General features: G+C 71.0%; 14 protein-coding genes. 13 read left to right on the top strand and 1 reads right to left on the bottom strand.

Annotated elements, in window-relative coordinates:
- The first annotated feature begins 117 nt into the window (after positions 1 to 117).
- The 11 genes from LXT23_RS05115 (at position 118) to LXT23_RS05065 (ending at position 17,675) form a co-directional block, all read left to right on the top strand.
- Entirely contained in the window at positions 118 to 576 is a 459-nt protein-coding gene (locus tag LXT23_RS05115; protein WP_253978930.1) for a hypothetical protein, read from the top strand.
- Positions 577 to 733: 157 nt separating this feature from the next.
- Positions 734 to 3,181 carry a DNA topoisomerase (ATP-hydrolyzing) subunit B gene (gene gyrB / locus LXT23_RS05110; protein WP_253978929.1) on the top strand — a complete coding sequence of 816 codons (2,448 nt, stop codon included), beginning with the start codon at positions 734 to 736 and terminating at the stop codon, positions 3,179 to 3,181.
- Between the two features lie 453 nt (positions 3,182 to 3,634).
- Complete coding sequence (locus tag LXT23_RS05105; RefSeq protein WP_253978928.1) at positions 3,635 to 6,109, top strand: S8 family serine peptidase; 2,475 nt, start codon at positions 3,635 to 3,637, stop codon at positions 6,107 to 6,109.
- Positions 6,110 to 6,140: 31 nt separating this feature from the next.
- Complete coding sequence (locus LXT23_RS05100; protein WP_253978927.1) at positions 6,141 to 7,154, top strand: VWA domain-containing protein; 1,014 nt, start codon at positions 6,141 to 6,143, stop codon at positions 7,152 to 7,154.
- A gap of 112 nt (positions 7,155 to 7,266) precedes the next feature.
- Entirely contained in the window at positions 7,267 to 9,744 is a 2,478-nt protein-coding gene (locus LXT23_RS50045) for a hypothetical protein (protein ID WP_267146672.1), read from the top strand.
- A gap of 143 nt (positions 9,745 to 9,887) precedes the next feature.
- Positions 9,888 to 10,937: a DUF1986 domain-containing protein gene (locus LXT23_RS05090; RefSeq protein WP_253978926.1), complete on the top strand. Its 1,050-nt coding sequence runs from the start codon at positions 9,888 to 9,890 to the stop codon at positions 10,935 to 10,937.
- A gap of 65 nt (positions 10,938 to 11,002) precedes the next feature.
- A complete protein-coding gene (locus LXT23_RS05085; protein ID WP_253978925.1) occupies positions 11,003 to 11,998 on the top strand; it encodes a VWA domain-containing protein in 996 nt (331 codons plus the stop codon).
- Between the two features lie 81 nt (positions 11,999 to 12,079).
- Entirely contained in the window at positions 12,080 to 14,374 is a 2,295-nt protein-coding gene (locus LXT23_RS05080) for a hypothetical protein (protein WP_253978924.1), read from the top strand.
- Positions 14,375 to 14,376: 2 nt separating this feature from the next.
- Entirely contained in the window at positions 14,377 to 16,581 is a 2,205-nt protein-coding gene (locus tag LXT23_RS05075) for a hypothetical protein (protein WP_253978923.1), read from the top strand.
- A 64-nt stretch (positions 16,582 to 16,645) separates the two neighbouring features.
- Entirely contained in the window at positions 16,646 to 16,963 is a 318-nt protein-coding gene (locus LXT23_RS05070) for a hypothetical protein (RefSeq protein ID WP_253978922.1), read from the top strand.
- Between the two features lie 70 nt (positions 16,964 to 17,033).
- Positions 17,034 to 17,675 (top strand): FMN-binding negative transcriptional regulator, encoded by a 642-nt coding sequence (locus tag LXT23_RS05065; protein ID WP_253978921.1) that lies wholly within the window; start codon positions 17,034 to 17,036, stop codon positions 17,673 to 17,675.
- Between the two features lie 295 nt (positions 17,676 to 17,970).
- Here the strand turns inward: LXT23_RS05065 and LXT23_RS05060 are convergent, their stop codons facing one another.
- Positions 17,971 to 20,766 carry a protein kinase domain-containing protein gene (locus LXT23_RS05060; RefSeq protein ID WP_253978920.1) on the bottom strand — a complete coding sequence of 932 codons (2,796 nt, stop codon included), beginning with the start codon at positions 20,764 to 20,766 and terminating at the stop codon, positions 17,971 to 17,973.
- 437 nt (positions 20,767 to 21,203) lie between these two features.
- On the opposite strand from LXT23_RS05060, the gene LXT23_RS05055 reads away from it, so the two are divergent.
- Positions 21,204 to 22,871, top strand: coding sequence for a hypothetical protein (locus LXT23_RS05055; protein WP_253978919.1), 1,668 nt, complete (start codon positions 21,204 to 21,206; stop codon positions 22,869 to 22,871).
- 50 nt (positions 22,872 to 22,921) lie between these two features.
- A complete protein-coding gene (locus tag LXT23_RS05050; protein WP_253979527.1) occupies positions 22,922 to 23,977 on the top strand; it encodes a metallophosphoesterase family protein in 1,056 nt (351 codons plus the stop codon).
- The last annotated feature ends 120 nt before the right edge of the window (positions 23,978 to 24,097 follow it).

Genomic DNA, 24,097 nt, shown 5'->3' with positions numbered 1-24,097 from the left:
CGTCATGGGCACGGCCCGCGTGGGGCCGCTCACGCCGGGCGGAGAACATCCGCGCGCGAATGCGCGCGCAAAAGCGCGCACCGGTGCGTCAGTGCGGGTAGGGTGCGCGCGACACCCATGAGCAGCCCGCGCTTCTTCGCCTTCGACCCCCGCGCCACGCGCCTCGGCCTCTTCTTGGGCGCCTGCGTGCTGGCCGTGCTGTCCGCCTGGGCCGTGGCCGACTTCCGGGACGGAGGCGGCACCCAGTCCATGGCCCGCGCCGGCGTCTCGGCGGGGCTGATGCTCGCCTTCCTCGTCGCCTTCCACCGGCTGCGGCCCCGCTCCGGCTGGGGCGTCACCCTGGATGCCCGCGGCGTGCGCGTGGCCCGTCCCTTCAGCCGCAACGCCCTGGATTTGCACTGGGGCCAGATTGATTCCGTCCGCCGGCTCGGCCGCAGGGGGAACGTGCTCGCGCTGTCCCTGGGAGAAGAGGGAAGGGTGCTCGTCACCCGGCATCTATTCGCCCGCAAGGCTGTTTTCGAAGAGTTGATCTCGGCGCTGGAGGACCGGCTTCCGCCGCCGCGATTGGACTCCTGAGACTCCCGCCTGGCGGGACGGCCTCCCGAGGGGGCGGCCAGGCGATTTTCATGAATGTTTACGCAGCTTTGCGAGGCCTCGTTGCCCTTGTTCGGTGTGCCCTGAGGTGCTAGGCACGAGCCTGTCGCAAAGCTCCTTTTCCCAAGGACAGTTTCGAATGGAAAAGACCCCCGCTACCAGTCCGGCGGTCGCTCCGCCGCCCGTGGATTATGGGACGGACAGCATCACCAAGCTCGAGGGCCGCGAGGCAGTCCGCAAGCGCCCCGGCATGTACATCGGCGACACCATGACCTACGGGCTCCACAAGCTCGTGTACGAGGTCGTGGACAACTCGGTGGACGAGGCCCTCGCGGGCCACTGCACGGACATCGAGGTGGTCATCCACGTGGATGGCTCGCTGAGCGTGCAGGACAACGGGCGTGGCATCCCCGTGGGCCCGCACCCCAAGTTCCCCAACAAGGACACCCTGGAGGTCGTCCTCACGGAGCTGCACGCCGGCAGCAAGTTCGGCAACGGGGCCTACAAGGTCTCCGGCGGCCTTCACGGCGTGGGCGTCACGTGCGTGAACTTCCTCTCCGAGTGGTTCAAGGTCCGCGTCCAGCGCAACGGCAAGGTGTTCGAGCAGGCCTATCAGCAGGGCCTCCCCGTGTCGCCGCCGCAGGAGGTGGGCACCACCGACAAGCGCGGCACGCACATCGCCTTCAAGCCGGACATGACGGTGATGGAGACCACCGACTTCAACTTCGAGACGCTCAGCCAGCGGCTGCGCGAGCTGGCGTTCCTCAACGCCGGCCTGCACATCACCATCCGCGACGAGCGCTCGAACAAGGAGCACGACTTCAAGTTCGACGGCGGCATCGCCTCGTTCGTGGAGTACCTCAACAAGTCCAAGGAGGTGCTGCACGAGAAGCCCATCTCCTTCAAGACGGAGCGGGAGGGCGTGACGCTCGAAATCGCCATGCAGTGGAACGATGGCTACGACGAGCGCATCTACACCTTCGCCAACAACATCAACACCCACGAGGGTGGCAGCCACCTGTCCGGCTTCAAGGCGGCCCTGACGCGCACGCTGAACAGCTACGCGGAGAAGGGCAGCCTCTGGAAGGACCTCAAGGAGACGCCCACGGGTGAGGACGCCCGCGAGGGCCTGTCCGCCGTCATCTCCGTCAAGCTGCCCAACCCCCAGTTCGAGGGGCAGACGAAGACGAAGCTGGGCAACAGCGAGGTGAAGGGCCTGGTCGAGCAGATGGTGAACGACCAGCTCGCCACGTTCCTGGAAGAGACGCCGATGGTCGCCAAGAAGGTCGCGGCGAAGATTGGCGACGCCTGCCGGGCCCGCATCGCCGCGCGCAAGGCGCGCGAGACGGTGCGCCGCAAGGGCGTGCTGGACGGTGGCGGCCTGCCGGGCAAGCTCGCGGACTGCCAGAGCAAGGACCCGCACGAGAGCGAGCTCTACATCGTCGAGGGTGACTCCGCAGGCGGCTCCGCGAAGCAGGGCCGCGACAGGCGCAACCAGGCCATCCTCCCCTTGCGCGGCAAGATTCTCAACGTGGAGAAGGCGCGCTTCGAGAAGATGCTCACCAGCGCCGAAATCGTGACGCTGATTACCGCCCTGGGCACGGGCATCGGCGCCGAGGACTACGATCCGGAGAAGGCGCGCTACCACCGCATCATCCTGATGACGGACGCAGACGTGGACGGCAGCCACATCCGCACGCTGCTCTTGACGTTCTTCTTCCGGCAGATGCCGGAGCTGCTCCAGAAGGGCTACCTCTACATCGCCCAGCCGCCGCTCTACAAAGTGACGCGCAACAAGAAGGACATGTACGTCAAGGACGAGCGCGCGCTGAACGAGTACCTGCTCAAGGCCGCGTCCGAGCACTCGCGGGTGCTGACGCCGGATGGCGAGCTGGGCGGCGCCGAGCTGAAGTCGCTGCTGGAGAAGGTGATTACGTACGAGGAGCGCCTGGAGAAGCAGGCGAAGCGGCGCGACGCGCGGGTGGTGGACGCGCTGCTCCAGGCCACGCGGGTGACGGCGGAGACGCTGGCGGACGACGCGGCCATGGAGACGGCCGTGAAGGACGTCTACGCCTACTTCGAGCGGCGGATGCCGGACGTGCTGGGCCGCGTGCGCCACGCGCTGGTGCAGGACCCGGAGCACCTCACGAAGAAGCTGGTGTTCCACACCGACGTGAACGGCGCCATGCGGGACACGGTGTTCGACCACGCCTTCCTGTCGTCTCCCGAGTACCTGGAGCTGGTGGGCCTGCGTGACGCCTTCCAGGCGCTGGGCCGCGCGCCCTACAAGGTCCGCGTGGACGGCGGCGAGGTGACGGCGTTCACCGTGCAGGAGGTGCTGGCCGCGGTGCGCAAGGACGCGCAGAAGGGGCTGGGCCTGCAGCGCTACAAGGGGCTGGGCGAGATGAACCCGGAGCAGCTCTGGGACACCACCATGAACCCGGCCACGCGCACGCTCCTCCAGGTGCGGGTGGAGGACGCGGTGGAGAGCGACGAAATCTTCTCGCTGCTGATGGGCGAGGCGGTGGAGCCGCGCCGCGAGTTCATCGAGCGCAACGCGCTGGACGTGCAGAACCTGGACATCTGAGTCCGCGTCCGCGGCGCAGGTCGTGACAGAAGGCCCCTGGTTCCTCGCGAACCGGGGGCTTTTTGCTTTTCCGGCCGAAGCTTTCTCCCCCTCTCCGTTGTCATTTGTCGCAGGCGACGTCTCACGACACCGGCTCCGTGGCTACGGGGTATCCACTATGTCTTTGGGAGAAGTTGCAAGGAATTGGCGTGGTCCGGTGGAAAACCACGGTGCAGACGAAACATTGTTGCATTGGTTGACACGTAAATAATGTCTGCCTTAGACATGCTTCCTGCTTTCCACGTGATTGTCAGACTCTTCCGGTATCAAGGGATGCAGTAGCACGGAGAAAGCGACACGGGCCGCACGCGAGCATCGGCGTGGCAGGGGCGGTTGCCGGTGGCATGGGTGCGGTAGGGGCGGCGCGTCGTTGACGGACGCGGGCTGGCACTCGACGTCAAGGAGCACCGACACATGCGAAAGCTGTCTACGTGGCCAGCGGGCGGAATGCGCCCGCTGAAGGCCCTGGTGGTGGGTTGTGTCTTCGCTGCGCCCTTGTCCGCCTTCGCGGGCCCCTCTGACGCGGTGAGGCCGCCGGCCTCCGCGCGCCGGGTGGCGCTGCCTCCGGCGGTGCTCGTCACCGGCTCGGGAGGTGTCGCCGCGGGTGACACGGGGGGGTACTCGCTGGTGACGCCCGCCGGGCTCGTGTTTCACCGCACGGACAGGGCTGTCTCGGCGCTGCGCTCCATCCAGGTTCCCGACACGGCCATTCAACTCCATACGTGGCAGGAATTGCAGGACAACGGGCTGCGCCTTTCCTACACCGCGTATACGCGCGGCGGCACGGAGCTGTTCGGCCGCGTCAGGGATACGCGCTACCTGGTGAGGCTGGACGATGCGCAGTTCGACCCGCTCCAGGGCACGCAGCCCTTGTCCGCGAGCAACCTGGCCGCGGACCGGGACAACACGCTGCACCTGGTGCAGTTCCACGGGACGCCGCTGCCGGAGTTCCGTGAGGCCATCGAGCGCGAGGGCGGCAGGGTGCTGCGCTTCCTCACGGACCACACCTTCATGGTGGAGATGGACGCTGACGTGCACAAGCGCGTGGCGGAGCTGCCCTACGTGCGCTGGGTGGGGCCCTACCACCCGGAGTACCGGCTGGAGCGCGAGCTGCGGGACGCGCTGACGGGCCTGATGCCGGAGCCGGCGCGGCAGCGCTACTCCATCATGGTGGGGGAGCGCGGCGCGAGGCAGCAGGGCCAGGTGGTGGGGCTGGTGCAGCGGCTGGGCGGCACCGTGGAGCTCATCGAGGCGGGCGGCATGCGCGTGGAGGCCACGCTCACCGCGGCCCAGCTGCGCCAGGTGGCCCGCTCCAACGCGGTGCAGTTCATCGACCGGTGGGGTGGTCCCGGTGAGGTGGACATGGACATCGTCCGCAGCCTGGGCGGCGCCAACTACCTGGAGGGGCTCAAGGGCTGGACGGGGCAGGGCGTGCGCGGTGAAATCTTCGACACCGAGCTGCTCACCACCCACCAGGAGTGGTCCACCCCGCCCATCATCCACAGCACGGGCACCACGGGCAGCCTCCACGGCACGTCCTGCTACAGCAACAACTTCGCCCGGGGCGCGACGCCGGCCGCGCGCGGCATGATTCCCAGCGGCCAGGGCATCTTCTTCCGCTACAGCGAGTCCTCCCAGTTCGGCGGCCCCAAGTCCCGCTACACCATCAACCAGGAGCTGACGGACCCGGCTGGGACGTTGCGCGCCGTGTTCCAGACGTCGAGCGTGGGCAGCTCGCTGACGACGGCGTACACCACCATCTCCGCCGAGGTGGACGACTACCTCTTCAAGCACCCCATCCTCAGCACGCAGTCGCAGAGCAACGCGGGCAGCCGCAACTCGCGCCCGCAGGCGTGGGCGAAGAACATCGTCTCCGTGGGTGCGTTCCAGCACGCGAACACCGCCAACCGCGCGGATGACCGCTGGAACTTCACCGGCAGCATCGGCCCCGCGGCGGACGGCCGCATCAAGCCGGACCTGTCCTACTTCTACGACTCCATCCACTCGGCCTCCGGCGGCGGCAACACCAGCTACACCCAGTTCGGCGGCACCAGCTCCGCCACGCCGCAGACGGCGGGCCACTTCGGCCTGCTCTTCCAGATGTGGCACGAGAGCGTGTGGACCGGCTTCGGCGGCAAGGTGGACGTGTTCGCCAGCCGCCCGCAGATGGCCACCGCCAAGGCGCTGATGATCAACAACGCCCACCGGTACAACTGGCTGGCGGGCGGCTCCAACGCGGACATCGACCGCTTCAAGCAGGGCTGGGGCACCTCCGACATCCGCCGCCTGTATGACCGTGCTCCGAAGACGAGCGTCATCGACGAGACGGACCTCGTCACCCCGCAGGGCGTCAAGACGTACAACGTCACCGTCCAGCCGAACGAGACGGAGCTGAACGTCACGCTCGTCTTCACCGACCCGATGGGCACCGTCGGCGCGGCCCAGGCGCGCATCAATGACTTGTCGCTCCGCGTGACGGCGCCGAACGGCACCGTGTACTGGGGCAACAACGGCCTGACGGCGGGCAACTTCTCCACGCCGGGTGGCACGTCCAACACCGTGGACACGGTGGAGAACGTGTTCCTCCAGAGCCCCGCGGCCGGCAAGTGGAAGGTGGAGGTGCTGGGCGACGAAGTCGTCCAGGACTCCCACGTGGAGACGCCCGCGCTGGACGCGGACTACGGCCTGGTGGTCAGCGGCGGCGTCATCGTGGTGGGAGACGCCAACGGCAACGGCTGCGTGGATGCCGACGACATCAACCTCATCACCGCGGCCATCGGCCAGTCGGTGCCGCCCGCCAGCCCCGCGCTGGACCTCAACGGCGACGCAGTCATCAACATCTTCGACCGCAACATCGCCCTGCAGAACTACGGCAAGGGCTGCCCGTAACACCTCACCTTCTGCTCAGGAGCCTTCCCATATGCGCACCAACACTCAACGACGCTTCCTCTCCCAGACGGCCGTGGCGCTCGCCTGCGCCGGTGGCCTGTCCTCCAGCGCGGCGATGGCGGACGAGCACGTCCTCATCCTGCTCGACGTGACGGCCAGCATGAGCCAGCAGTCCGTCCCCGGTAAGTCGCGCCTCCAGGTGGCCAAGGAGAACATCAACAACTTCCTGGACACCGTGTCCCCCACGCCCCGGCGCTATGCGTTCTGGAGGTTCTCCGGGACGGCCGCCACGCCCGTCTTCACCATCGACCAGAACAGGACGGCCGCGGAGGTCAAGGCGGCCGTCAACGCCTCGGTCGCGAGCGGCAACACCCCGCTGGCGCACTCCATCTGCGCGGGCATCGACCACCTGCTGAACTTCCTGCCCGCCCAGCTCCACACCAAGCGCGTGTACCTGGCCACCGACGGCCAGGAGAACACCACGCCGACCACGGACCAGTGCTACGGCCCGTACAGCTCGACGGCCTGGCCCACCCTGTCGGTGGGCAGCTGGCAGTGGAAGGTCCGCAACAAGGCGTGCACGGGCCTTCCCAACGAGCCCGGCGCCTGCGGCGACTTCCCCCCGCCGTACCCGGACGGGCTGACGATGATTGTCGACGTGGACCACCTGTTCACGGACACCATCCCCTTCGGCGCGGACGCGCGCTTCGACGGCGCCGAGGACGCCGAGCGGACCGCGAGCCTCACCGCGGGCGCCTCGCTGAACGCGGACGCCGCGTTCTTCCAGGGCGTCTCCCAGGAGACGCGGGGCCGCTACGCGGGCATCACCCCGACCACGCCTCCGGCCCAGGCCACGCCGCTGCCCGGAGACGCCAACCGGGACGGCTGCGTGAATGTCTCGGACCGCTCGCTGGTGCTGAGCCTGTACAACAAGCCCGTGCCGCCCGGCACGCCGTCTGACTTCAACCGCAACCTGGTCGTCGACGCCTCGGACCACCAGACGGTGGTGAACAACTACGGCCGCGGCTGCATCGCCGCGAAATAGCCGCCTCACGCCGCAAGCGCCGGGCGCGGCTCGAGTTCCGCGCCCGGCGTCCCCTTGTCTGTCCCGGCGAGCTCCGGTGGCGCCGGCACCGGAGTCCAGGAAGGTCCCTGCCATGTTGCTCCCAGGCTGGTCGCGAGTGCCGGTGTGTCTCCTGGTCGCGTTGCTCATGGCGTGCGCCGGGGATGCGCCGGGCGTTGTTCCTCCCGACGACGCGGGGAGCGAGGACTCCGGAGGAGCGCCCGACGCCGGTGGGCCCGACGGAGGCGTGCCGGACGCCGGTGGGCCGGATGCCGGTGGGCCCGACGCCGGTGGGCCGGACGGAGGCGAGTCCGACGCCGGAGCGTGTCACGACGACGACCCGTGCACGGCGGAGCGGCTCGACGAGTCCGGCAGCTGCATCTACCCCGCCGCGCCGGATGGCACCGCCTGTGATGACGGCGAGCGGTGCACGGCGGCGGACCGCTGCCTGGCGGGCGCGTGCCGGGGGGAGCCTGTGTCACGCCCCGCCGCGACGTTCGGCACCCTGTGGAGCTACGGCGCCGCCCCGGTGGAGCGCGGGGGGCCGCCGCTGGAGGGCCTGGCGGAGTCCGTGTCGGACGACCGCATCCTGTTCGGCGAGCGCCTGGGCGGAGGCGGGCTGTCGGTGTCCCTGGTCCGCGTGGCCCCGGAGGGGCTGGTGCGGTTGGACCAGCGCACCCTGGACCTGTACGTCGAGCGCTTCCTGGGGAGCTGGGACTGGTCGGACCGCTTCACCACCTTCTTCATCCCCCTGGGCCCGGAGCGCGTCGTCGTCGTGGGGACGCGGCAGCGCGTGGAGCTGCTGGGGCTGGAGGAGGACCGCCTCACCTCGCTGTCGCGGTACGCGCTGCACCCCGGCGGCGACAGCATCGTCGCCGGGGCCGGGCGGGGAGACCGCTTCTGGACGTGCGCGGGCTACGCGGTGACGGCCTGGCGCGTCGGGGGGGACCACTCGCTGAGCCAGGACGCGGCGCACACCTTCCAGCTCCCCGGAGGCACCTGCCGCGCGCTGGCGCTGTCTCCGGACGGCCACACGCTGTGGGCGGCCACCTCGGTGGGGCTCGTGCCGGTGCAGGTGTCCTCACCGTCGGGCCCCGTCGTCGGGGCTCCCCGCTTCAACACCCAGGCCTTCTTCCACGTGCAGGTGCGGGGCGCGTTCGTCGTGGCACACGAGCTGCTGCGCTACGGAGAGCTGGGCCGCATCTACGTGTACCGCGCGGCGGACCTGGCCGGCACGGGGACGCCCTCGCCGCTGGCGACCTTCGCGCCCCTGGAGGGCGCCGGGCGCTGGGAGCGGCCCCTGGGCTTCGTGCTGCTCGACGGCGAGCTGCTCGTCGAGTGGTTCCGCCTGAAGGGCACCGTCCGCACGTACACGCTGGAGCGGCACACGCTGACGGCGGGGGGCGTGTCGCCGGTGGTGGGCAGCCTCGCCCTGCGCGAGGGCGAGGAGGTGGGGCTGCACCTGTCGCCGCTGCTGCTCACCGGCGCGGGCCGGCACGCCGTGTCCCAGCCCTGGCGCCGCGTGCTCACGCTGGAGGACGGCGGGGCCCTGCGCTTCAAGACGGGCGTCCACCATGGCGCCCTGGAGCGCGTGCGCACCGCCCCGGACGGCACCCTCCAGGCCGTGGGGCCCTTCGAGTCCCACCGCGTGGACCTCTCCAACCCCGACCAGCCCACCCTGGCCGCGGGCGGCGTCCTGCTCCCGGCGGACACGCGGCGGCTGAGGCTCGCGCCCCCCGGCTCGGGGCCAGGCCCGCTGGAGTTGGTGACGGTGCCCGCGAGCGGCCCCAACGTGCACCAGGAGGAGGGCACCGCGGTGCTGAGCTGCCTGCGCCCTGGCGACGGAGGGCTGCTGGAGGCGGCCGGCCACGTCAGCGTCACGGGAGGTCCGGCGGCCCTGGCCTCCTCGAAGGGGCAGCTCTTCCAGGTGGCTCCCACGTCGCAGGGCTACCGGCTGCGGCGCTTCACGCTGCCGGGCACCTGCGCGGGCGCGGTGCTCGCTCCCGCGTCGGAGCGGACCGCCACACCGGAGGCTGGCGCGGGGACGCGCACGGGCTGGGCCTTCGCGGTGGACGGAGAGCACGAGGAGGTGCTGCTGGGCGAGGTCCGCTTCGAGGACCCCGCGAAGCCCTCGCGGCTGTCGCTGCACTGGTCCTCCTGGACGGGCGCGGGCGCGGCCACCGGCACGCTGTCCGGGACGACGGACCAGTTCACCGCCGTCGCGCTCGCGAAGGGCCTCGCCCTCGTCATCGAGAACGGCCGGCAGCTCCACCTGCTGGAGCGCCAGGGCACCCGCATCGTCACCCGGAAGCACGTGGACCTGTCCCTGCTCCCGACGCCGCTGGACGTGCGGCACATCCTCGCCTTCGACGGCGCGGTGGCGTACCTCGCCCTGGCGGCGCCGCCCTTCGGAGTCGTCGCCCTCGGCACGGACGACCTCTCCGTGCTCGCGCGCTACCCCACCCCCAGCGCCGTGCGCTCCCTCGCGTCCTCGGGCGAGTGGCTGGTGCTGGGCATGAACGACGCACTCACCGTGGCCACGCCGGTCTGTGGAGGAAATCAGTCTAGATAGGTTTTGCGCGAAGAAGTAAGGCCATTCCCGTTTTCATTTCGTGGCGGGTCTCATTCATGTCTGTCCTGGGCGCCCGGGTCTCCCGAGGTGCGCGTGAGACGTGTGTCTGCCATTGCAGCGAACAACCCAAGAAGGAGCGCCGCATGAAGACGGAGTCCTTGCAAGCGAGCAGGTCGGGCCTGGGGGCCGGGGGCGTGCTGCTGTGTCTGGCCCTGGTGGTGCCGCAGTCGGGCTGTGTGCCGTCCGAGGTCGAGGAGGCCGGGGACGGGGCCCTGGAGCCCGTGGCGTCCGTGGAGTCGGACATCATCGGCGGCACCGTGGCCGACGTGGGGGAGTACCCGTGGCAGGCGCAGCTCGCCGTGCCGGGGTACTCGCACTATTGCGGGGGCTCGCTCATCGACAGCGACTGGGTGCTCACCGCGGCCCACTGCGTGACGGGGCTGAGCGCGGGCAGCTTCACCGTCCGCCTGGGCGCGCACCGGCGGTCCGCCCCGGACAGCTACGTGCAGACGCGCAGCGTCCGCCGCGTCGTGAGGCACCCGTCCTACAACAGCGGGTCGCTGGAGAACGACGTCGCGCTGCTCGAGCTGACCACGCCCGTGACGTTCACCCCGCGCGTGCAGCCCATTGCCCTGCGGGAGACGGACGCCGCGGTGGGCGCCACCGCGCGGGTGAGCGGCTGGGGCAACACCTCGCCGGGGAGCGGCTCCTCGGACTACCTGATGGAGACGCTGCTGCCGGTGCAGGACACCACCACGTGCAACAACGCGGGGACGCTGCCGCTGACGGTGCGCGACAGCATGGTGTGCGCGGGCTACCTCAACGGCACGTCCGGCGGCTGCCACGGTGACAGCGGCGGGCCGCTCGTGGTGGAGAGCGGCCGGTTCAGCGGCGGCTGGGAGCAGATTGGCATCGTCAGCTGGGGCGTGGGCGGCAGCTGCAGCAGCTACACCGTCTTCTCTCGCGTGAGCCGGTTCGTGACGTGGATTCGCGGCTACACCGGCGCCGTCACCGTGTTCGGCGACGTCAACGCGGATGGCTGTGTGAACGACACGGACCTGAACCAGGTCACCGCGGCCTTCGGTCAGACGGTGCCTCCCGCGGACCCCGCGCTCGACCTGACGCGCGACGGCGTCATCAACATCCAGGACCGCCTCATCGTCCTCCAGAACTACGGGCAGGGTTGCCCGTAGCCCCGCCGTAGGCAGTGAACGAAGCGAAGTCGAAGCAGTGCATGAGCAATCCATGGGGGTTTCAAATGAAGACTGTGTTTCAGCGAGTATTTCCTCGGGCGGCGATGGGCGTGGCGTGCGCGGCGGCACTGACCTCCGGGGTGGCGAGCGCGGATGAGCACGTGCTCGTCCTGCTCGACAGGACCGGCAGCATGTCGCTCGAGTCCGTGCCCGGGAAGACGCGCTTCCAGGTCGCCAAGGAGCGCATCAACGCCTTCCTGGACATCGTTCCGCCGGTGGCCACGAGGTATTCCTTCTGGACCTTCGAGGGCACGGGCTACGTCCCGGTCTTCTCCTTCGCCCAGAACAAGACGGCGGCGGAGGTGAAGGCGGCGGTGAACGCGGCCGTCCTGGGTGGCAACACGCCGCTGGCCCACTCGGTGTGCGCCGCGGTGGACGAGCTCATCAACTTCCTGCCCAACCAGTTCCACTCCAAGCGCATCTACCTGGCGACGGACGGCGAGGAGAACGCCACGCTGACCACCGACCAGTGCTACGGCCCCAACAGCGCGACGGCCTACCCCACGCTGGCGACGAACAGCTGGCAGTGGAAGGTGCGCAACAAGGCGTGCACCGGCAATGCGAATACCCCGGGGCCCTGCTCCGCCGGCATCCCCCCCGCGGGGCTGACGCTCATCGTGGACATCGACCACCTCTATGACTTCGTCTCGTTCCAGGCCGGCGCCGTCACCGAGGACGGGGAGACGCCCCGCGACAGCTTCGCCGCAGCCGCGTCGCTGAACAACGACGCCACGTTCTTCGGCGGGCTGAGCAACGAGACGCGCGGCCGCTACGCGGGCATCACCCCGTCGACGCCGCCCAACCAGGCCACCCCGGTGCCGGGTGACGCCACCGGCGACGGCTGCGTCAACGTGACGGACCGCTCCGCCGTGCTCTCGCAGTTCGGCCAGACGGTGCCCGCCGGCACGCCGACGGACTTCAACCGCGACCGCATCGTGAACATCTACGACCACAACACGGTGCTCCAGAACTACGGCCGCGGCTGCACGAGCGCGAAGTAGCCAGACGTTTCTCACCGCGGCCCGGGCATGGCTGTCCTGCCCGGGCCGCGGCTGTCCTTCGCTCAAAGGGGAACCGGACCCATGAACCCGCCCGACGTGATGACGCCCGTGGTGTCTCGGAGCAGCGTGCTCCTGCTGGCCCTGCTGTCCTGCGCGTGCTCGGCCGGCGCGGCCCCTTCCCACGCCGAGGCTCCACCGGAGCAGGACGGCGCGTGGCACGCGGGCGCCATGGACACGCCGGAGCAGGACGGCGCGTGGCACGCGGGAGCCGTGGACACGCCGGGCGCGGCGTCCTGGTCCTCGGGCACGGTGCTCAGCTACGGCGCGGACCCGGCCGAGGGCGGACGTCCTCCGCTGGAGGGGCTGGCGGAGTTCGTCTCGGAGGACCGCATCCTCTTCGGCGAGCGGCTGGACGGCGCCGGCATGTCCGTCTCCCTGGTCCGCGCGGGCCCTGACGGGCTGCGCCTGCAGGACCAGCGGGTGTTCGACATGTACGTGGACCGCTTCTTCGGAAGCTGGGACTGGTCGGACCGCTTCACCACCTTCTTCATCCCCCTGGGGAACGCGCGCGTCGTCGCCGTCGGCAGCCGGCAGCGGCTGGAGCTGCTGGACCTGGCGGCGGACCGCATCGACACGCGGTCTCGCTACGCGCTGTCGCCCGTCAGCGACAGCATCCTCTCCGGCGCGGGCCGGGGAGACCGCTTCTGGACGTGCTCCAGCTACTGGGTGACGGCCTGGCGCGTGGCGCCCGACGGCACGCTGAGCGCGGACACCGCGCAAAGCTTCGCGCTGCCGGCGGTGTGCCGCTCGCTGGCCCTCTCGCCGGATGGCACCCGGCTGCTCGCCAGCACCCAGCGGGGCTTCGTGTCCGTGGACGTGTCCCTCCCCACGCCCGTCGTGGGCCGCCAGCACTTCCCGCGGCAGGCGTTCTTCCAGGTGCAGGCGCATGGCGCCCACGTGCTGGCGCAGGAGCTGGTCTCCTATGGCGGCATGGGGCGCATCCTCGTGCTGCGCGCGGCGGACCTGAACGGCGCGGCGGACCCCGTGCCCGTGAAGACGTTCGCGCCCCGGAACACGCCGCAACTCTGGGAGGCCCCGGTGGGCTTCCTGGTGAACGACGCGGGGCTGCTCGTGGAGTGGTTCCGCGTGCGGGGCGCCACGCGTGCCTACGAAGTGGAGTCCCATGCGCTGACGGACGCGGGCGTCTCCCCGGTGCGGAGCACGCTGCTGGTCCGGGAGAGCGACGAGGTGGGGCTCCACGTCTCCCCGCTGGGGATGACGGGGCGCGGGCGCCATGCCGTCGTGCAGCCGTGGCGCCGCGTGCTGGAGGTGGAGCCTTCCGGGGCGATGCGCTTCCACACGGGCGTGGGGCACGGCTCGCTGGAGCGCCTGTGGGTGGGCGCGGAGGGAGACGTCACCGCCCTGGGGCCCTTCGCCGTGCACCGGCTGACCCTCGGTCCCTCGGACGGGCCGGCCGTCGTCGGCGGGGGGATGGCGCTGGCGCCCGGGGCGCAGCGGCTGCGGCTGCTCCCCCGGTCCGGCGAGGATGACACCTGGGAGCTGGCGACGGTGAGCGTGGGGGAGCCCGGCGTGTCGCAGGAGGCGGGCACCGCGCGGCTGAGCTGCCTGCGGCCGGGCCTCACCGGCTTCCTGGAGGAGCGCGGCAGCGTGCGCGTGGCGGGAGGGCCGGCGGCGCTGGCCACCGCGCGGGGGCAGCTCTTCCAGGTGGCCCTGCTGTCCTCGGGCGAGTACCGCGTGCGGCGCTTCGCGCTGCCCCGCGACTGTGACGGGACGCTGCTGGCCCCGGAGCGCGAGGACATCGTCCGGGGCGGGCACCCGGATGGTGTGACGCCCTCGGGCTGGTCGCTGGTGGCGGATGAGGAGCGGGGCGACCTGCTGCTGGGCGAGGCCTTCTATGACGTCTCCACGGGCGGCGCCCGCTTCATGCTCTCGTGGTTCTCCGGCGACTCCACCGGCTCCGTGGCCCGGGGCGAGCTGCCCGGCACCACCGACCAGTTCACCGCGATGGCGCTCGCCCGGGACAGGGCCGTGGTCATCGAGAACGGCCGGCAGGTCTACGTGCTGGGACGCGAGGGAGAGCGCATCGCCGTCCTCGCGCACACGGACCTGTCGCGCGGCTCGGCCCCGTTCGACGTGTCGCGCATCCTCGCCTTCGACGGGAGCGTGGCCTGGCTGGCCCTCAACGTGCGCCCCAGTGGCGTCGTCGCCCTGAGCGCCGACGACCTGTCCGTGCTGGCGCGGCACGAGACGCCTTCCGCCGTGCGCTCCATCGCCTTCACCGGCGGACGGCGGGTGATGGGGATGAACAACGCCGTCACCGTCGCCCCCGAAACTCCTCCACTCCAACCCAGGTAACCATGCACCACCGCTACCCGCATCGTCCGCTGTCCTGCCTGCTGCTGGCGGGCAGTCTCCTGCTGGCAGGGGGCTGCTCGAAGGAGCCGTCCGAGAAGTCCCCGCCCTCCGCGGCCGGGCCGGAAGTCCTTGCCCGCCAGTCCCGGCTCGAGCCCCTGGACAAGCTGCCGCAGACCGAGCCGGAGAAGGTCACCTCGCGCTTCCTCCAGCGGCTCCAGTCCTCCGCCGGGCTGGACGAGGACGTGGTGGTCCACGTCAAGCTGCCGCCGCCAAAGAGCAAGCTGCTCGAGGACAGCCTCGTGCGCATCGTCGGTGAGCCGGAGGACGCGCAGCTCCTGGTCCGCTCCGACGCGCTCCAGGCGCTGGGCCTCATCGAGGAGAGCCCGGGGGCGGGCACCTTCGGCCTGCTCGGCCAGCTCGACGCCACCGAGGTGACGCGGCGGCTGGAGGCGGAGGAGCTGCTCAAGTCCGGCCAGTTTGGAGAGACGACGGAGCGGACCATCGTCTTCGAGGGGAGGACGCCCGTGGCGGTGAGCCGCGGCGTCGCGTTCAATCGCGAGCTGTTCGAGGCCGGTCGCCCCGTGGGGCTCAACCTCTGCCCGGTGCTCCCGGTCTCCACCGCGCGGGCCTGGGGCCAGTCGCTGTTCATCACCGCGAAGGAGGTGGTCCAGGACCCGGCGCGGACGTGGGACCCCTGCACGGACACGGGCACGAAGGGCGGCGTCTGGACCTTCGCCTACCTGATGCGGGAGCTGGCCGCGGCGTCGGGGCACACGGCGGAGGACTTCGTGCTCGCGTGGCTGTCGCTCTGGCTCAACGACGTCACGGTGAATGGGGACACGGTGGAGGCCCGCGTGGAGATGTTCCACCGCGTCCTCGAGCCCTGGGCCCGGGCGAGCGGCCGGACGGCCTCGCTGGTGGAGCGCAAGGAGGGCCGCGAGGTCGTCCTCGACGGGCCGCTGGACCTGGACCTGGCGCCGTTCCGCCTGCTGGCCATCGTGAATCGGCCGGACCTGGGAGGCGTGGGCCGGGGGCGGGGCTCGTACGGCGGCGGGACGACGGGCGTGCCCACGGACGCGGGAGAGCTGCGCTTCGTCTTCTCGGTGGTGCGGCCCGGGCCCAAGGGCGACCGCACGGAGGCCACGTGCGGCCGCGAGCGCTTCACCACCATCCTCGAGTACGGCGTGCCCATCACCGGCTGCGCCCAGGTGGCGAAGTGGGCCCAGAAGTGGACCCGCCTCAACACCTTCCGGGGCTTCACTCCCGACTACCTGGAGCGGCTCCAGAAGCTCACCGAGGAGGTCGTCCGCTCCGGCGCCGCGCCGGACAGGGGCAACAAGAGCGCGCTGAAGCAGGTGCGCACGAGCGAGAACGCGCTGGTGGACCTGGGCCCCGGTGATGGCTGGGAAATGCGCGAGTTCACGCTGACGGACGAAAAGCCGGAGCAGGACACGGACACACCGTCCAGCGGCCTGTTGCGGCCGCACACGGTGGCGCAGACGCCGGACGACGTCCGCTACCCGAGCACCGGGAACGGCGCCACGGACGCCTTCGTGCTGGGCAGCGTGCGCGCCGGGATTGCGGCGCCCTTCGGGCCGCTGCCGGACCGCTGCCGCTCCAGCTACACCGTCCCGTACACCTTCCAGGGGAAGCCCTTCCGCGGAGGGCACTCGCACATGGCGCCGTATGCGTGGGAGGCGTGGGTCATCGACCCGGCGCAGCCTCGCGACGTCTGCGCGCGCCACGACTTCTCGCTCAACACGTGCAACGGCTGCCACTCCGGTGAGACGGACACCTTCTTCACCCACGTGGACCCGGAGTCCGGAATCCCCGCGCAGCTCTCCCGGTTCCTCACGGGCGGAGGCCCGGGCAGCTTCCACGAGTCGCCGGACTGGCAGAACGTCACGCCCCGCTGGCGCTTCGCGGACCTGGAGCGCCGCTTCCAGCGCCTGTACGAGCTGGCGTGGTGCACGTCGTGCGTCCAGGTGCCGGCCTTCAGGCCGGAGCTGCTGCCCAAGCTCCAGGACGTCCTGGGCGTCGTCCCCATCGACCCGCTCGGCCTCGCGGAGAAGCCGCCGTTCGAGGTGGGCCCCATCCGCGACCTCGAGCAGGTGAAGCAGGTCCTGGAGCTCCGCAAGGACCTGCTCACGGGCTTCCGGGACCAGCCGGTGGACGACATCCGTCAGGTGGAGTCCTTCGTCCACTGACACGACGGGAGCCCGGCTTTCGTGCTCAACTGGCTCCAGGGTCCTCCCCCCTGGAGTCAGTGCCGTGGCGAAACAGCTTCCCGACCACATCCGGGCGCACGAGCGCTCCAACCAGCACCGCGACGAGGTGCTGGCCAGCGCCCTGTGCGGGTGCTTCCACTGCCTGGCCACCTTCCCGCCCGAGCGCATCCGCGAGTGGGTGGACGAGGACGAGGCGGACGTCGGCCAGACGGCGCTGTGTCCGGAGTGTGGCCTGGACACGGTGCTGGGCGCGGGCGCCGGCTTCCCGCTGACGCAGGACTTCCTCCGCCAGATGCAGGCCTACTGGGGCGCCGACGCCGGTGCGGAGCCCGAGGTGGACGACCCGGCGGACGACGCGTGACGCCGCGCGCACTGTAACCGTCCCCACCCCGGGTTGACTGTGCGGTGGCTCCTGGGGGACGCAAGGGGCCATGTACACGCCTCGGCACTTCCAGGAGCAGGACCCGGAGCGCCTCGTCGCGCTCATGCGGCAGCACAGCTTCGCCACGCTGGTGACGGTGGGCGAGGACGGCGCGCCCTTCGCCACGCACCTGCCCTTCCTCGTCGAGCGGGACGCCACGGGCGCCATCCGCCTGCGCGCGCACATGGCGCGGCCGAATCCCCAGTGGCACGCCTTCGCGGCGGAGCGGGACGTGCTCGTCCTCTTCCAGGGGCCGCATGCGTACGTGTCGCCCACCTGGTACACGCCGGGCCCGCCGCAGGTGCCCACGTGGAACTATGCCGCCGTGCATGCCTACGGCCGCGCGCACGTCCTGGAGTCCCCGGACGAGGTGCTGCGCCTGCTCGGCGACAGTGCCGAGACCTACGAGGCGGGCAACCCCCAGCCCTGGCGCCCCGACTCGGTTGCGGAGTACGTGCGCAAGCTGATGGCGGGCATTGTCGCGTTCGAGGTCCGTGTCTCCCGGCTGGAGGGCAAGCTCAAGCTCAGCCAGAACAAGGGCGAGGAGGACCGGCGGCGCGTCATCGCCGGGCTGGAGCGCAGCGCCTTCCCGGGAGACCGGGAGGTGGCGGCGCTGATGCGCGCACGCGAGGAGGAGCCCGCGGGCGGCTGAAAAGACCCGTGGGCCCGGTGCCCGCCTCGGCTCCGCGCCCACGTGCCTTTCCCGTCCTTGTCGAGCCGGGCCGCCATGCCACGCGGCCCCCGCTAGCCCTTACGGCAGGAAGCAAAGCCTCCCGGCTCACTCCACCGCGCCCCCGCACCGGTGAACTCCATGAGGGTATCCATCCACGCCATGCCGGGAGCGTGGGCGGTAGGACACTCGGATTCGGGTGCTGGAGCAGGCTCGTGGGGCAGGGAGGCGGATGGGGGCCTGCCCGCCCGCCTGCCTTTGGAGTCTCGCGAAGCGCCTAGCGCTCGGAGCGGCGCGAGCCCTTGAGCGCCTCGGCGCGCTGCTTGCGGGACATCACCGTCACGTCCACGACGTCCACCTCGATGGCGCCCTGGTTGTCGGTGACCTTGCTGTCCGGGAAGGTGCAGCGCAGGTCCTCGGCGCCGGTGACCTGGTAGCGCTTGCCCGTCTCCAGGACGCGGTGGGTGGAGCGCGCGGAGGCGCCTTCCGGGCCTCGCTCCACGCACAGCACCTGGCGCACCCGGCCATTGCCGCTGGAGCGCAGCTCCGCGAAGTCGTCGCGCACGGTGAAGAGGTAGGTGGAGCGCGGGTTGAGGCCGCGCAGCGCCACCTGGTGCTCCGGCTTGAGCTGCACCGCATGCTGCTTCGCATCGAAGGAGAGGTATCGCGGCGGCACGTACGCGGACTGGCGGATGACGACGCGGATGGTGCCGCTGTTGTCCTCCGGCCCGCTGTCGTCCAGCGCGAACACGTGCAGCCGCTTCGCGCCCTTGATGGTGCGCATGGACGCGCTGAGCAGGCCGAAGCTCGCGTCCGCGGACACGTCGCCCTCCACGAAGTACGCCAGCGTCCCGGACGCCGTGCCCCGGCCCTCGGAGAGCGAGGCGCTGCCCTGCGTCCACACCGAGTAGGACGCACCCGGGTTCAGGTCGATGCTGGCGGTGGTGTACTCGGGGATGGGGGCGGCGTTGTACATGGGCCGCAGCACCAGCACGCGCGTGGGGTAGTCCACCTCGTTCATGGTGCGCAGCGCATCCTCCGGCTTCACCTCCGTGCCGCCGTCCTCCGCCGGGGCCGCGCTGTCGGCCACCACCGCGGCGCCGCCATCGGGCGTCACGACGGCCACGGCCGGGACTCCGGCGTCCGGGGGCGTGGCCACGACGGGCTGCAGCGCGACGGGCGCGGCCGCCTGCCCCTCCGCGAGCGGCTTCAGCTCCGCGTTCACCGGCTCCACCAGGGTGGAGGTGGGGGTGAAGCGCCGCGTCCAGGCCAGGTGGCCGGGCAGGGTGAGCACCAGCGTGTTGGCGTCGCCGACGATGACGCCCTCGACCATCAGGGGCGTGCGGCCGGTGAGGTCCCGGCCATTGAGCTTCACCTGGGCGCCCTCGGGCTTCGAGGTCACCCACAGCGTGGTGGTGGTCTGCGCCTCGGTGGGCAGCACGTCCGCCTTGAAGACGAAGTTGTAGAGCAGGCCGCCGAAGAGCAGGAGGACGGCGGCGCCGAACATGGAAATCGTCAGGGTGCGCGCCTGCTCCTTGCTCCGCGCGACGCGCTCGGCCTCCTCGCGCGCCAGCTTCTCGCGGGCCTCGTCGACGGAGGTGCGGAACCCGGCGGGCCCGCGCACCGGAGGCTGCGGCACGGTGCGCGTCGCCGTCGGCAGCGTCCCGTCGTCCTCGACGACGGCGGCGGGCACCTCCACCGGGGTGTCGCGCGGCACGGCCAGCGTGGGCGCCGCGATGGGCGCGACGCCCGCGTCGGTGCGCGGCTCCTCGGGCAGCTCCGGCACGGGCGGGGCGGAGCGCTCGGACGTGACGGGCCGGCGCCCGCCGTCCGAACGCGTCATGCTGGGGTTCGTCACGCGGCGCACCCCGTCGGCGCTCGTCACGCGGCGCATGCCCGGGTTGCTGGTGGTGGGCCGGCGCGGGCCGCCGTCGCTGCCGGGCCTGCCACTGTCACTGCCGGGCCGGCCGCCGTCGCTGCCCGGCCTGGAGCGGATGCCAGAGCTGGAGCCCCGCTGCGCGTTGCTGGAGAGCGGCCGTGCGCGGCCCTGCGACGGCTCCGAGTAGCCCGTCTGCCAGGTGGCCAGCTGCTCCTTGAAGGCGGGCGTGATGTCGACCTTGCGGCCCTCGGCCGTGAGCTCCTCGGCGAAGAGGAAGGCCATCAGCTCCGACAGCAGCGCGGGCGTGAAGCGCGGGTTGTCGCGGTAGAGCAACTCCACCAGCGACGCGCTCAGCTCCTTCGCGGACTGGTAGCGCGCGTCGCGGTCGATGGCCATCGCGTGGGAGACGACGTTCTCCAGCTCCGCGCTGACCATGGTGTTGATGGCGGACGGTGGCAGGCAGTCGCCGGTGATGATGCGGGGCAGCACCGTGACGAACTCACCCTCGTAGGGGCGCTTGCCGCACACCATCTCGTAGAGGACGACGCCGGCGGCGTACACGTCCGTGCGCGCGTCGAGGTCCTGCCGGCCCTGCGCCTGCTCCGGGGAGAAGTACGGGTACTTGCCCTTGAGGGTGCCGGGAGACGTCTTCGCCTCCACCAGGCTGGTGGCCTTGGCGATGCCAAAGTCGATGACCTTGATTTCGCCCTCATACGAGATGAGGACGTTGTCCGGGGACACGTCGCGGTGGACGAGGCCCATCACCTCGCCGTCCTCGCCCACGTGGCGGTGCGCGTAGTCCAGCCCGTCACACAGCTTGCTGGCGATGTGCAGGGCCAGGGGCTCCGGGAAGAAGCCCATGCCGGCCTTCTGCGCACGGCGCAGCACCTTGGACAGGGGCTGGCCCTGCACCAGCTCCATGGCGATGAAGTACTGCCCGTCCACCTCGCCGAAGTCGAAGACCTGGGCGATGTTGCTGTGGCTCATCCCCGCCACCAGCCGCGCCTCGCTGATGAACATCTCCACGAAGTCGGTGTCGTCGACGAAGTGGGGGAGGATCTGCTTGATGACGCACGGCTTCGTGACGCCCGCCGCCCCCGTCATCCGGGCTCGGTAGGTGACCGCCATACCGCCCGCGGCAATCTTCGAAAGCAGGACGTATTTGCCGAATTGCTGGGGGCTGGTTTCCGCCACGGGTGCTGGGCCAGGGAAGTAGATGAGGGAGGCTGAGCATACTCCCCTTTGGGAGAAAGTCCCGGAAGCCGCTCGCGCGGCACGCGAAGTTTTCGCTGTCAGTGCTTGGATCAGCGGGGAGGGAAGCGACCCAGGGCCCGGTGGGATGATCCACGCGTGCTGCGACTCTCGGAGTGAGGCGGGCCGGTCTCAGAATGATTGGTTGAGACACCTGAAACAATTCTCCGGCCGTGTAACCAGCTGGAATCAGGGGCCGGGTGACGCTGCGCGGCGGCTGCACGGAGGGTGCGTTGAGTCAGCCTGTCAGCTGGCTTCACACTTCTTCAAGGTGTTCCCTGAAGCAACGCGCCGGATGGCGGTTATCTAGGCGGGCACGTCCGGCGGAGCCGGCGGGCGAGGGGCGGCCGGTCCCTCGTGGCGAGAAAGAGGCAACGCAGATGGTGTCCGAGCTCCCCCCGCGCTCACGCTGGGCCGCCCTGGGGATGATGTGGGTGCTGGCCATGACGCCTCGCGTCAGCTTCGCCCAGGGAGTGTCCGCCTTCGACCTGCTGTCAGCGGGCCCCGAGCTGGGCGGCCTGGACGTGCCGAGGGAGCTGCCAACGGTGCTGCCCGCGTCCGTGCCGCCCATCCGAATCGGCGTGGAGCAGGGGCTCGCGCAGGGGCGGGTGGACGTTGCGCCTGGGCGCACCTTCTCGTTGATGGGCGACGTGCCCACGGCGGCGGGCACCATGCCGGATGCCGCCGCGGCCGACGTGGCGACGGAGTCGGGCCCGGACACGGCGAGGGCTTCGGTGTCCGACGTGGCGGCGGCGGCCGTGGTGGCTGCCGGCGTTTCGGTGTCGGACGGGGCCACGGCTGACACAGCCAGACCGGACGCACCTGTGCGACAGGTGCTCGCAGAGGGGGCCGAGTCGTCGGTGCCTGCGGGCTCCTCCGGCTCGCAGGCGGAGGCCGCCATCTCCACGCTCGGCACCGAGGCGGCACCGTCCAGCTCAGACGGGGCCGGCGTCGCCGCGCACCTGCCCGGGAGGCCCGGTGTGCTGCCCGGTCCGCTCGCGCCCAACGAAGGGGTCCTCTCTCCGGGCATGTCCCCGCACCTGCCGATGCAGGAGCGCCCCTTCCAGGTGCTGCCCGTCGCGGCGTCGGTGCTGCCGGGGCTGCTCTTCCATGGGCTCGGGCCGCTCATCGCGGGAGACACGCACACGGCGAAGCGCCTCTTCGCGATGGAGGGCGCGGGCCTGGGCCTCATCGCGCTGGGCGGCGTGCCCATCGCCTTCACGGGCGCGTCGCGGCGCACGATTGCCCCGCTGTACGCGGTGACGCTGGCGGGCTTCAGCATGTTCGGCGTGTCCGCGCTCGCCAACCTCTACGCCGTGACGTCGCCCGCGTTCGACCCGGGCGTGCCCGCGTCCTCGCTTCCGCCGCTGGAGCTGGAGCTGGGCTACCAGTACGTCAGCGACCCGTCCTTCGAGTACGGCAGCTTCGTGTCGGTGGGCGCGCTGGCCCGGTTCGACTCGCTGCAGCTGAAGGGCTCCGCGCTCATGGCCCCGAGCGAGGGCAACACGCAGGTCCGCCTGGGCGGCGCATACCGGCTGCTCGGCGAGTCCGAGCGCGCGCGTGGAAGCTCGGACGGCACCTCGCTGGATGCGGAGCTCTTCGGCCTCTACCACCGCTACCCCACGGAGGGCTTCACCGTGGCCGGCGCGGAGGTGGGCCTGCGCGGCCGCTACGCCATGGCGCGAGTGAGCCCGGCGCTGGCGGGCTCCTTCGCGGAGGCCAGCCTGGGCACGTCCTTCCATGGCTACAGCTACCCGGGCGCGGTGGATGACGGGAACCTGAGCGAGCAGCTCCTCTTCACCTTCGGCTACGGCGTGTGGCTGGGCCGGGGCGGGCCGGTGCGAGGCGACGCACTCCTTTATTACGACCACCGCAAGGACGACTTCGCGGGTGGCATGCGCACGCGCGGCGGCGGAGTGATTGGGAGCTTCGGTCTCAGGGGGCGCGCACTGCTGACCCAGGACTGGGGCGTCGCCGCCGAGGTGCAGGCGGGTGGCGCCGTCGTCGGCCGGCTGTCGCTCATCTATGCGGTGGGAGGTGACCTGTGATTCGCGCGGGAGCAACGGGAGTGATGGCGGCGCTGCTGCTGGCCGGCTGCATGCGGCCCGCGGAGAACCGCGCGGTGCGCGACTCGAAGGTGGGCCGGGCGGACAGCGGCGGCATGTCGCTGGAGGTGGCGGACGGGCTGGCCGCCGTGCGGAGCCTCGCGGAGGGAGAGCTGGTCCTCTGGGGCAACGCACCGGCGTTCACCGCGCGAGCCACGCTGGCGGGGGACGCGCGCTCCGACTGGCTGCTGACGGTGCGCAACGCCATGCCGGACGCGGAGCTGGTGGCGGAGACGGAGGGTGGCGAGCCGCTCGCGGTGGAGCCGCTGCGCAACGCCATTTCCACCGTGAAGTCCTGGCGCGTGGCGCTGCCCGCGGGAGCCACGGCGAAGCTGACGGTGGCGCCGCCGGACTGGCAGTCGCGCGAGGCGTTCCGCTTCGCCGCGCTGGCGGACGTGCAGGAGGCCCTGCCGCGCGTGGGCGACATCTACGAGCGGATGAACAAGGACGAGACGCTGCGCTTCATCCTCTTCTCCGGAGACCTGACGGAAGGGGGCAGCCGCGAGGAGCTGCAGGAGTTCCAGGAGCGGCTCGAGGCCACGTCGAGGATTCCGCTGTACGCCACGCTGGGCAACCACGAGACCTTCTCGAAGGACGCGGAGGAGTACACGGCGCTGGTGGGCCGGGGCAGCCAGAGCTTCGTCTTCCGGGACGTGCGCTTCTCGGTGGTGGACTCCAGCAACGGCACGCTGGACCCGGGCGTGGAGGAGCAGCTGGAGACGTGGCTGGCGGCGTCGCGCAACGGGGTGCACATCGTGTCCATGCACGTGCCGCCGCAGGACCCGGTGGGCCTGCGGGGCGGAGGCTTCGCCAGCCGGGGTGAGGCGGCGGGACTGGTAGGGAAGATGGCGCGCGAGGGCGTGGACCTGACGCTCTACGGCCACATCCACTCCTACTACTCGTTCACCAACGCGGGCATCCCGGCCTTCATCTCCGGCGGAGGCGGCGCGATTCCGGAGACGTTTGACGGGGTGGGCCGGCACTACCTCGCGGTGGACGTGGACGCGGCGGAGGGGCTGCGCGAGGTGTCGCTGGTTCGCGTGGACTGACGTCCGTGCGCTGGCACTGAACAGGATGGCGGTGGGGAGGGTGCGGAAGAAAACGCGCGCGGGGCCGATAAACCGGCTCCACAGCGTACCCTCTTGATCTGACACTGAACATCTGGGCAG

The organism is Pyxidicoccus xibeiensis (genome assembly GCF_024198175.1).
In the GTDB taxonomy this organism is placed as follows: Bacteria; Myxococcota; Myxococcia; order Myxococcales; family Myxococcaceae; genus Myxococcus; species Myxococcus xibeiensis.
Note: the sequence above shows the minus strand (reverse complement) of the source record. Positions and strands in the feature narration are given on the sequence as shown.